This is a genomic window from Sphingobacterium nematocida (assembly GCF_900168125.1).
Classification (GTDB): domain Bacteria; phylum Bacteroidota; class Bacteroidia; order Sphingobacteriales; family Sphingobacteriaceae; genus Sphingobacterium; species Sphingobacterium nematocida.
The window spans coordinates 139,254-151,132 of record NZ_FUZF01000006.1; the positions used below are offsets into that span (position 1 = coordinate 139,254).

Below are 11,879 nucleotides of genomic sequence, written 5' to 3' on the forward strand. Positions count from 1 at the left end.
ATGAAACTATTTAAATATATAGCTTTAGCAGGGGCGCTGTCTTTTTCGTCCTGTTCAAAAGACTTTTTAGGAGATGGGTTTTTAGAGAAAGATCCTATCGATCAGTTGACAGATCCAGCATTCTGGTCCTCTGAAAATAATATTCGTACTTATACTTACGGCTTCTATAACTATTACTTTAAAGGTTATGGTAAAGGTTTTAGCTGGGGTACGTATTTTGCAGGACAGTTTATCAATGATGATCATACGCCTGCATCACCGATTGAAAATATCGTTACAGAATTTATACAGAATGTGCCTACTTCTGGTGGGGGCTGGTCTCCGGCGTTGCCAGCCAATCAGACTCCAGCTACTGCAAGTTCGTATTATTCACGCATACGTAAGGCCAATCACTTTATAGCGAGTGTGCCTATCGCTACTTTGGCTGAGGATGTACAAAATCATTGGTTGGGCGTTGGTCGATTTTTCCGCGGTTTAGAATACGCAAACTTTGTGAACACTTTCGGGGATGTACCGTATATCGATCGTGTACTTTCTGAAACGGATTCCGATCTTTACAGAAAGCGTGATTCGCGCGTGTATGTGATGGATAAGGTGTTGGAAGACTTTAAGTTTGCAGCTCAGTACGTGCGCACAAACGATGGGCCTAGTCAGCAAGCGGTGAATAAGAATGTTGTGTTGGCTTATATGTCTCGAATATTTCTTTTTGAGGGTACTTGGTTGAAATATCACGCAGTTGATGGGGTGAAAGCGAAAGAATATCTAGAGGCAGCCAAATGGGCGGCCGAAGAGTTAATGAAGAGTGGTGCTTTTTCTCTTTCTGCAGATTACAGAGGCTTGTTTACAGCAGAGTCCCTAAAGGGGAATTCGGAGGTGATCCTATTTAAAGAATACGTTGACGGTGTATTGCAACACAGTCTGATGTCTTTCAATAACTTGGAGCCTCAGGCCGGCATTTCAAAAAATGCGATGGATAGCTATTTGATGTCCGATGGACTTCCTATCGGATTATCGCCTTTGTATAAAGGAGATAAAACCGTGGCTGATAACTTTGCAAATCGTGATGGACGTATGGGGCAAACTGCTGTTCCGCAGTTAAGAATGATGAATACGTTGCCAAATTATGCTGTTTCAGGATATTCGACCCATAAATTCCTTAATGAAAGTCTTAAAGATGGTAAGTTGGGAACTGGTCAGCTAAATGTTACTGATGCGCCAATAATTCGTTACGGCGAAGTGTTGTTAAATTACGCAGAGGCTGCCGCTGAGCTGGGGGTGTTGGATCAGGCAGGTCTGGATAAGTCCATCAACTTACTGCGTGGTAGAAAAGGTGTTTCTGTCGCAAAATTGGAGATATTGGGGAATCAGCCTGCTGTGAATGGACGGGTGTACGATGACCCTGCTCGTGATGCTACAGTAGCAAGTTTGATCTGGGAAATCCGTAGAGAGCGTCGTACAGAATTGATGTTTGAAGGATTGCGCCTGAACGATTTGCGTCGTTGGAAGAAACTGGAATATGCCGATACAGAAAAGAACCCGACTATAAATAGAGGTGCTTATATCGTAAAAGCGAACTATACCCCTGAAAAATTGAACGGAATCACGATCGATGGAACAAATGAAGGTTATATCATTCCTTCAAACAAAACCAAAAGAAAAGTATTGAATAAATACTATTTAGATCCAATTCCATTAGATCAGATTACGCTGTACAAAGCGAATAAATCAGAATTGGTTCAAAACCCTGAATGGTAAAATGAAACTTTCATGATTTTTTTGGATCACAAATAAATATGAAAGTTCTTGATGTCCATGGGATATGGAGACTTTCAGAAAAAAGATTAACGTAGGGATTACGAGTATAATTCCCTATTGAAACCCTGTAAGAAATTACAGGGTTTCTTTGTTTTTAGCATATGGAATCGGTTGTGTATTTTTATGTAACTCAATTGTTACAACAAAGTGTTGGTGTTACACTATCTCCGTGTATTAAGAAGATGAATAAAGCTATTTAACATTATTTAACGCTATTAAACGACATTTTTTTTCGCTTTTCGGTTTTTCTAGGGTGTTCTGTTTTGTGCGGTTTTTGTTTTGCAAAACGCTGTAAGATGTTAGTTTGTGATCTATTGTTGCTTTATTGTGCGTTTTTTATTCTATTTTGGCTTATAAAATCTGAATTATTGATAATAACGCAAACTATTAATGAAGGGGCCTTTATTTATGAAGTTTTTACCAATTGTATTGTCGGCGGTTGCAGTATCGATGCTTATATCCTGTAATTCCCCCAATGAATCAAAACGGAAAGCAGAAAGAGAGTCGGCGCAGGACGCTAATACCCGTGCTGCCATTTTGCCTGCTGCAGGTCAGTTAGACGCTTATTTGCCTTTGTTGAAAGGTAAAAAAGTGGGACTGATGGGCAATCAGACTTCTATTGTTGGAGAGCAGAAGGAGCATCTGGTAGATGTGTTATTGCGTAACAAGGTAGACTTAAAATTTGGTTTTGCGCCAGAACACGGTTTTCGTGGTGATATTGAACGTGGTGAAAAAGTAAGTAATGATAAGGACTCTAAAACTGGTCTTCCGTTATACACGCTGTACGGTGGTAACGAAAAGCAGGATTCTATTGTACAGTCTGTGGATGTCATGATCTTTGATTTGCAGGATGTAGGAGCTCGTTTCTATACCTATATAACGTCCTTACATCGTGTGATGGAATTGTGTGCTAAACATAATAAGGAACTTATTGTATTGGATCGGCCGAATCCTTGTGGGGATCAGGTAGATGGTCCAGTACGCAAAGACGATAAATTCAAATCGGATGTTTCGTATCATAAGATTGCTATGGTGCATGGTCTTACTGTAGGTGAACTGGCAAATATGATAAATGGAGAGAAGTGGTTGGAGCAGGGGCGTCAATGTAAGGTGACTGTTATCCCTGTGCAAAACTGGGATCATTCCAAGATGTATGATCTACCTGTTATTCCTTCACCATCATTGCCAAATCATCTATCCGTGCGATTGTACGCTTCTTTGTGTTTGTTTGAAGGGACAGAGATATCGGTAGGTCGCGGAACGGAATGGCCTTTTCAAGTAGTAGGTTATGATAACCCTGTCTATGGTGGTTTTAAATACACACCAGGCGAAAAGGCGGGTATGAAAAAACACGTAGAGGGGAAAGGCCAAACTATGTATGGTCTTGATCTTCGTGGATTGGACGCGGACAAGCAAACATTCACCCTGAAGTATGTATTAGATTTTTATAATAAGATGCCCGATAAGTCCAAATTCTTCAGCCGAGCAGAGTTTTTTGATAAACTAGCTGGTACGGATGAGTTAAGAAAACAGATTATAGCCGGAAAAACCGAAGATGAAATTAAAGCGTCCTGGCAACAGGAGTTGGCCGAATATAAGGAGATGCGTAAGAAGTATCTGCTATACAAAGATTTTGAATAAGGTTATGGGATAAGGTCTGCTTTCTAAAAAAGCAGGCCTTCCTAGATTATGAATTACTAAACAAGTTTATTTTAATATGCTAAATATGAGAAATACTTTACTATTCTCTCTTGCATTGGGGTTGGCGGTGACGACTGTAGAAGCGAAAGCTTCGAAGGTTTCGAATCCCTCAAACCTTGCTGCAGCAACGGCCTATTCGTCCAATAGGTTGGTACAAAATACAGTAACGGGTACTGTTTCTGATGCAAATGGGCCTCTAGCCGGGGTTTCCGTATCTGTAGTCGGTGTGTCGGGATCAACCTCTACGGACGCTAACGGTCAATTTAAGATTACAGCAGCTTTGGGTGCTACATTGCGTTTTTCGAGTGTAGGATACGCTTCAAAAGATGTGAAAGTTGCTGGGAATACAGTTAATGTTTCGCTAGAAGTAGATGATAATTCACTGGATGAAGTCGTGGTCGTAGGTTACGGTCAACAGAAAAAAGGACATTTAACGGGTGCCGTCACAAATGTTGATGTGAAAAAGACTTTTGGAAATAGGCCAATTCCTGATGTTGGACGAGGTTTGCAAGGAGCTGTTCCTGGTTTATCTGTTCGAGTACCATCCGGAGAAGTTGGTTCGGATCCTATAATGAAAATACGCGGACATGTTGGCTCTGTTTTAGGATCTAGTAATCCTTTGATTTTAGTGGATAACGTAGAAATACCTAGTATTAACATGATTAATCCAGATGATATTGAAAGTATCACCGTATTAAAAGACGCTGCATCTTCTGCTATATATGGTTCTAAAGCTGCTTTTGGGGTAATCTTGATTACTATGAAGAAGGGAGCAAATACCGAAAGCACAAATGTTACCTATTCAAATAATCTAGTGTGGCAATCTCCATTTAAGAAAATTGACATTGCGGGTATTGATGGTTTGGAGTATACATTAGATGCTCATGAGAACATGAAACAGTCGGGACCTGCCGGTGGTTTTTGGCGTATAGATAGAACTAGTTTTGAGAAAATTAAAGAGTGGCAGGAAAAATATGGTTCAACAGTAAAATATGATGATCCAGTTTTGTATGGCCGTGATTGGTGGTGGGACGGTACACAGAAGTTTGGATACCGCGTTTATGATCCTGTCAAAACGATGATTAAGGACAACGCGTTCTCACATATTCATAATTTAGGACTGAACGGCAAAAGTGGAAATACTTCATATAATATGAGTGTTGGTTATCTAGGGCAAGAAGGAATGATGAAGCCGGCAGTACACGATGACTACAAAAGGTTTACGCCAACATTAAGCTTAACGACACGAGTTAACGACTATTTGTCATTGAGAGGGGGAGCTCGTTATGCGGAAAGCACAAAAAGAAATCCTAACTCATTGAACGTTGATGGATTTGCAGCTGACCCTTGGTTATATTTATATCGTTGGTCTCGTTTATTTCCAATTGGCGTACAAGAAAATGGCAAGGATATTATTGACCCAGCTTTCTCTGCAAGCAAGTCGCATGATGAGATCAATACCAAGAGATTCTTGAACATGAATTTAGGAACTACTATAAATGTGACTAAAAACTGGGATGTTCAAGGTGACTATGCTTACCAAATTGAAAACAATGGAGAGACATCTTCATTACCATACATACAAGGAAAGACGCATTGGTACGGTGTATCTGATTTATATGATACAAATGGTCAGAGAGTATATGTGGATGAAAATGGGGTGCCGACAGATAATGGGGGGATGTTAGCATATGAATTCCCTATGACGGATCATACTTTAAAAAGCAATACCTATTTCTATCAATATGCTTTTAAATCAAAAAGACATACATTTAACGCCGTAACGAATTATAATCTTGATTTGAAAGATCATCAGATGAAGTTTATGTTGGGAACGAATATTGTTGCTTATAATTATGTTAGTCAATTTTCGAATCGTACTAACTTAATTAATAATGATAACCCACAATTTGATTTTGCTGTTGGAGTTCAAGAATCTGGTGGTGGAACAAATTGGGATTCACAAGCGGGGTTCTTTGGCCGTGTTAATTATGCCTATAAAGATAAATATCTTTTTGAAGCAAGTTTGAGACGTGATGGAACATCTAAATTTCCAACACATTTACGTTGGAGATGGTATCCCTCCGTATCGGGAGGTTGGGTAATTTCCAACGAAAACTTTATGGAAAGTCTAAAACCTGTTTTGAGTTTCGCGAAATTGAGAGCTTCGTGGGGTTCGATCGGTGACCAATCTGTGCCAAATTCATTGTATTTACCTATTATGAGTATTGGTAAGAATACATGGTTGAATTCTGCGGGGCAACAGTTTTATCAGATGGGTACCCCAGATGCAGTGTCTAGAAATATTACATGGCAAGACATTGAACACCTTAATATTGGCGCCGATTTCAGGTTCTTTAATAACAAACTGGGACTTACTGGAGAATGGTATGAGCGTAATACAAAAAATATGATTGTATCCGGAGATGTATTACCTGCTACTTATGGTACTTCTGCCCCAGAAGGTAATTATGGTAATTTAAGAACGCGCGGATGGGAAATCGCCGCGGACTATACACATCAATTTGATAACGGATTGAAGTTAGTCTTTAATGCAAATATTGCAGATGCTGTAACTTTTGTTACTAAAGGAGCCGATTATAATACACCTTGGGCAGACCGCGCTCTAGGCACGACATTTTCTACAGGTAGACGCTATGGTGATGTATATGGTTTTGTAACAGATCGTTTGTTCCAAAAGGAAGATTTCGTTTATGATGACCTAGGTAGTTTTGTTCAGACTGATATTATTTACAACGGTACAAGCAAACGCACCAATATGTTGGTGGGCAATAACCCTGTTTATCAAACTTATTTTGAGGATGGGAATCAAACGTTGTTAATGAGTCCTGGTGATGTGAAATTTGTTGACGTAAACGGTGACGGATATATTGATGCAGGTAAAAGTACCAATGGAGAGCCTGGAGATCGTGTCGTGATCGGTAATACAACACCTCGTTACGAATTTGGGTTTAGAATGGGAGCCGAATATAAAGGTTTTGATATATCTGTATTTTTACAGGGAGTTGGTTCGCGTCAAATTTGGGGTTCCGGACAATTAGCAATTCCCGGTTATTTTGCGAAGGAGGGGGCAATGCCGCAAGCTATTGCTGGAGACTACTGGAAACCGGATCGTACAGATGCATTTTATCCGAGAGCGTGGAACATGAATGGTGCGAATGAGGGGTATGTGATGCGTGCTCAATCCAAATATATGCTTGATATGGCCTATTTGAAAATTAAGAATATTACTTTGGGATATAATGTGAATCCTACTGTTCTAAATCGTATTAAATTGTCAAATGCTCGTATATATGTTTCGCTAGAAAACTATATAACCTTTGATAGATTGAGAGGTTTACCAATCGATCCTGAAGCTATTTCTGGAGAGTCAATGTTAAGACCTGGTGGAAACTACAATTTAGGAAGAACAGGTACATCTAATCCTCCGTTTAAATCGGCCTCAATGGGAGTACAAATAGGTTTTTAATTATTAATGTTGAAGAAAATGAAAGTCACATATAAAATATTGTTGATCACTGCGGCTCTTAGTTTTTCCAGCTGTGAAAAGTTTCTGGATAGGGCTCCTTTGACAGTGGAAAATGACGACACAGCTTGGTCAAGTGAGGAAAAACTTCGGTTGTACGCAAATAAATACATGGCCTCTTATTTTGGAGGGTACTCTGGGGATGCTGCACCGTTAGTTAATGCTACAAATAACGATGATGTTGTTGTTCAAGGTAAACAGGCTAATTTTGTAAGAGCTGTACCTGTAAGCGGAATATGGGGGATGAGCAACATACGTTCGCTAAATATAATGGTATCGCGTATTGAGAGTAGAATGTCAACTGTACTTTCTACAGAAGCTAAAAACCATTGGCTGGCTGTAGCACGTTTTTATAGAGCAGTTGAATATGCTAACCTCGCCAGATCATATGCAGATGTTCCATACTATGACTCGGAGGTGTCAGATACAGATTTAGATCAGTTGTATAAACCAAGAACCCCACGTAATGAAGTTATGGATCATGTTTATGAAGATTGGCAATTTGCATTAAACAATGTCCGATTGAATGATGGTGACCAGACGCTGAATAGATATATTGTTGCTGCTATGGTATCGAGGTTAGCATTATATGAAGGGACTTGGCAAAAGTACTATTATAATAATACGGAACAAGCTAAGAAATTTCTGGAGTTGTCAAGAGATGCAGCTCAAATGGTAGTGAATAGTAAAAAATTCGATATCGTAATGGATTATAAATCACAATTTACTTCCAAAAGTCTAGTGGGTAGTAAAGATATGATTTTGTATCGCGTTTACGATGGCGCTGTAGGTGTGACCCATTCTGTTTCTTCCTATGGTAACCTTCAGGAGTCTACATTGAATGGTCCTACTACGGACTTAATAAAATCATATATTCTGAATGATGGTACGACTTGGGAATCAACTTCCATGACAGGAGCTAATGATTTTGATATTGAAAATTTGATTAAAACTAGAGATTCGCGTTTTGAGGCAACATTCTATACTAAGCCAGATGCTTTAAATAAAGGATCTTTGTATTACGTGACAAAATTTTTTCCTCGTGAAGTTGAAAAAATATTAAAGGAAATTCCTGAAAAAGATCGTACTGACGAACAAAAGACTCTGATTGAAGTCAATAAAGGTGCTAAAAATGAGACAGATGCACCGGTTTTTAGGTATGCCGAGGTATTGCTCAATTTGATAGAGGCGAAGGCTGAATTGGTTACTATTGGTGGAAATGGTGTTACCCAAATGGATGTAGATGCAACGATTAATGTCATCCGTAAGCGCCCGCTACACGCAGATGCTGTCGCGAGAGGCGTTAAACAAACAGCGCCGATGTCGATTGGAAATTTACCAGTAGATCCTAGTCGAGACCCTAGTGTTTCGGCCTTGCTTTGGGAGATACGTAGGGAGAGACGTATGGAGTTTGTCTTTGAAACTTCTCGACTAATTGATTTAAGACGTTGGTCTAAGTTGGAATACATGGATGATAAAGTTAATAAGGATCTTATGTCTGGTGGTTGGGTGAACTTCCCCACTCAGATGACTAGTTATATTAGTGCAGGTCAGATTGGTAAACTTTCAGTTGTGGATTTGAATGGAAATGAAGTTGTATATTCTGGTTCAAACGCCGCTCTTATGAAGGGATTTTACAAAAATCAAGATAGTGAAGGGAGATTGCCATTTTTGAATATACCGAATGTAAACCCATATTTAACACCGATAGGGTTTAATCAGATGGATCAGTATAAAACTAAGGGCTACGAATTAAAGCAGACTCAAGGTTGGCCTGAGTATTAATTAGTATATTTTTAAGAAATTGTTATGAAATTAATATTAAATATTTCGAAAATAGGATTAATTGCAATGATGCTTTTTGCATTTTCAGCGATGTCTTGTAAAGAAGATCTTCCTGGAGCAATGGATACTTCTTCTCAATTTGCAGAATTAAAATCAATCAAAATTTTAAATACAGGAGCAAACGGTAATGTGGTTTTGGAGGGTATGGTGAATGAAAGTACAAAACAGATTTCTTTTCCAAGAATTGACACACTCACAAATTTTGATAATTTGCAGTTTGAAGCCATTATGTCTGACGGTGCAAAGTTGGAAAAAGATGTTTTTAAATTAGACTTTGAGGAAGGTGTGTCTGAAAAGCAGGTTCTTTTGAAAGTAGTGAATTCTCCCAGATACCGAGAATACCTAGCTACATTGAGATTAAAGGTTCCAGTTTACGGAGCTGACTTTAAAAACGGAAAGGTGTATGATTTTTCTAATAATGCAATAGGAAACCCAATATATCCTGACTACGTTGGGTTAGCTACAAGAGGAGGAGCTTTCGACGGAGAGTATGTCATGGTGCCTTCGAGGTTCGGGTCAGTTAATCCTCATCTTTTAAAAGTTAGTGATCTAAAGGAAGGAAGGATTAATAAGTTGAATCTGAATACGACTAATATTACTGGTGGTACGCTGCCAATACAAACTGGAGCGTTTGCAAATGGAAATCTCTATGTTTTTAATGTTTCAAGTGGTGTAGGATTTAAAATGTATTATTACGAAAACTACAAAGAAAACTATAATAAGCCACCTCTTGTTATAACAGTTCCTGTAACAGGTTTGCCAATAACCGGTGCTTATAATACTCGTTTTGGAGAAAATACATCCGTAAATTTGGACGTTAACGGGAACGGTTATATTTATATGACGAATAACCCAATACAACATATTTTGAGACTTAAGATAGCTAATTATACAGAAGTGGTCGAAAGGTCTATTTTACCATTGCCGGTATCAAGTATGACATGGACTATGTCGTATAATCAGATTGGAAGCACAAGTCAATATTTATGTACTTCACATGGAACTCCTATGTATATAATGAGTGATGGGGGCGGGATTATATCGACTATACCTACTACCGTTTTTGAAGCTTCGGCGGCTGCAGCCAAGGTTGTGTATTTTAATAATGAAAGGTACTTGATATATATGACTGCGGGAATTAATGCAACTTCGGCTACTGTTTTTAAAGTTTATAATATAACCCGAGGAAAGACTGTAGAAGAGGCTATTGGTTTTTTTGCAGCTCAAAGTGATTTGGAAAAAAAGCCAATATATGAATTTGCTCTAAATGGAGCCTCTAACAGCGCGCCGATAACATATACTTCTTGGTATGTTGAAAAGGATAATGGAGGAAAAGATAGTAAACTGTTGTTGTTTACTACTGCTGCTGATGCAGGTTTTTCAATATTTGAATTTCCGGTGAATGTTGCAGTAGATTAAAAATTGTAAGGTAACAATGTTTTATAAAGGGCATCATATTTATTAAGCTATGAAACGATGTCCTTTTTAGTCATTTATAAAAGGTAATTTGATTATGAAAAGAATTCTCATTTATGTGGGTATTTCCCTCTGTTTAGCCTTAATTTTAAATAGCTGTGGTAAGGATTCAGGTTCAACGCCTGCTCCGGAACCAGAGCCGCCTGTGTCTACAGGATTAATCTTTCCTAAAAAAGAAATGCGTGCAGCTTGGTTTGCAACGGTTTGGGAATTGGATTGGCCGGGGGTACGTGGTGAAGCGGCCCAAAAACAAAAGTATAGGGATATGCTAGATCGGTTAAAGGAACTAAAATTCAATGCAGTTATTTTTCAAGTAAAGGGGATGGCGGATGCGTTTTATAGTTCGCCATATGAACCTTGGTCTGCTGCTATATCGGGTACACGTGGTGTTGATCCTGGTTATGATGTTTTAAAATTCTTAATCGATGAGACACATGCCCGAGGCATGGAGTTTCATGCGTGGATGAATCCTTATCGGATTTCAACGCGGGCAGCAGCAACGGATGCTTTTGCTGCATTGCCATCAACAATTCCTTCGGCTTGGACTATAGATCTGCCCACAATAAGGATATATAACCCCGCAATGCCTGAAGTAAGGCAACGACTGAATGATATTGTAAAAGATTTTATCACAAAATTTAATGTGGATGGCATTCACTTTGACGATTATTTCTATCCGTCTGGATTTACCTATAATGACGATGCAGATTATACAAAATATGGTTCTGGCTATACTAAGAAAGATGATTTTAGGCGTGGAAATGTGGAAAAAGCTATTGAGGGAGTTTTTAATACCATTAAAGCGACTAAGCCAGAGGTTGTTTTTTCGGTATCGCCGGCTGCCAGTAGATCGTATAACTTTAATACGATGTTTGCTGATCTTCCAAAGTGGACGTCTTCGGGGTGGGTTGATATTTTGATTCCACAGCTTTATCAGGAAATTGGAAATTCATCGAACCCTTTTGAAGGTAATCTTGCAGATTGGACACAGTTTAGGGGTAAGGCACAATTGGTTATTGGACATGGTTACTACAAGTTTGGTGCTTCTGATGGAGGTGCAGCTTTTCAGAATGTTGATCAACTAGCCCGACAATTTGATTTGGTTGCTAAAAATAAATATGCCGTAGGTTCAGCTATTTACTCGGCTCGGGATGTAATGGCTAATCGTATAAAAATTACAGACAAACTTAAAGAGCTCTACAATCATAATGCAGTAATGCCATTTGCAGGACGTGAGGTGGCTCCTAAGCCAACTGTACCAACTAATTTAGCTCTGAATGGTAGTGAATTGAGTTGGACGGTGACTGGATCAAATCTGAAAACTGTAGTTTACCATTTTTCAGATCTCAAAGCAACAGGTAAGGTCGTGGGAGTAACTAGTAATTTAAAGATGGATGTTACTGATAAAGGCTTCTATTGTGTAACTACAATTAATGTAGACAACCTAGAAAGTATGGCTACCACAACTGTAGAGAAGAAGTAGTTTAGCCAGCTT

Annotated in this window: 6 protein-coding genes; all 6 read left to right on the plus strand. The window is 38.9% G+C overall.

Annotated features, from left to right (window positions below; genetic code table 11):
* The 6 genes from B5X76_RS09105 to B5X76_RS09130 all read left to right on the plus strand — a co-directional run bounded on the left by B5X76_RS09105 (position 1) and on the right by B5X76_RS09130 (position 11,867).
* A complete protein-coding gene (locus tag B5X76_RS09105) occupies positions 1-1,755 on the plus strand; it encodes a RagB/SusD family nutrient uptake outer membrane protein (protein ID WP_079642796.1) in 1,755 nt (584 codons plus the stop codon).
* Between the two features lie 468 nt (positions 1,756-2,223).
* Positions 2,224-3,456, plus strand: coding sequence for an exo-beta-N-acetylmuramidase NamZ family protein (locus tag B5X76_RS09110; protein ID WP_079642839.1), 1,233 nt, complete (start codon positions 2,224-2,226; stop codon positions 3,454-3,456).
* An 85-nt stretch (positions 3,457-3,541) separates the two neighbouring features.
* Entirely contained in the window at positions 3,542-7,006 is a 3,465-nt protein-coding gene (locus tag B5X76_RS09115) for a SusC/RagA family TonB-linked outer membrane protein (protein ID WP_079642840.1), read from the plus strand.
* Positions 7,007-7,024: 18 nt separating this feature from the next.
* Entirely contained in the window at positions 7,025-8,848 is a 1,824-nt protein-coding gene (locus B5X76_RS09120; RefSeq protein WP_079642841.1) for a RagB/SusD family nutrient uptake outer membrane protein, read from the plus strand.
* 24 nt (positions 8,849-8,872) lie between these two features.
* A complete protein-coding gene (locus B5X76_RS09125; RefSeq protein ID WP_079642797.1) occupies positions 8,873-10,327 on the plus strand; it encodes a DUF4623 domain-containing protein in 1,455 nt (484 codons plus the stop codon).
* A 94-nt stretch (positions 10,328-10,421) separates the two neighbouring features.
* Positions 10,422-11,867: a glycoside hydrolase family 10-like protein gene (locus B5X76_RS09130; RefSeq protein ID WP_079642798.1), complete on the plus strand. Its 1,446-nt coding sequence runs from the start codon at positions 10,422-10,424 to the stop codon at positions 11,865-11,867.
* Positions 11,868-11,879 lie beyond the last annotated feature (12 nt).

Bases quoted from the DNA above. Each gene is read 5' to 3' on its own strand.
- B5X76_RS09105 (WP_079642796.1), top strand. From the start codon at position 1: ATGAAACTATTTAAATATATAGCTTTAGCAGGGGCGCTGTCTTTTTCG.
- B5X76_RS09110 (WP_079642839.1), top strand. From the start codon at position 2,224: ATGAAGTTTTTACCAATTGTATTGTCGGCGGTTGCAGTATCGATGCTT.
- B5X76_RS09115 (WP_079642840.1), top strand. From the start codon at position 3,542: ATGAGAAATACTTTACTATTCTCTCTTGCATTGGGGTTGGCGGTGACG.
- B5X76_RS09120 (WP_079642841.1), top strand. From the start codon at position 7,025: ATGAAAGTCACATATAAAATATTGTTGATCACTGCGGCTCTTAGTTTT.
- B5X76_RS09125 (WP_079642797.1), top strand. From the start codon at position 8,873: ATGAAATTAATATTAAATATTTCGAAAATAGGATTAATTGCAATGATG.
- B5X76_RS09130 (WP_079642798.1), top strand. From the start codon at position 10,422: ATGAAAAGAATTCTCATTTATGTGGGTATTTCCCTCTGTTTAGCCTTA.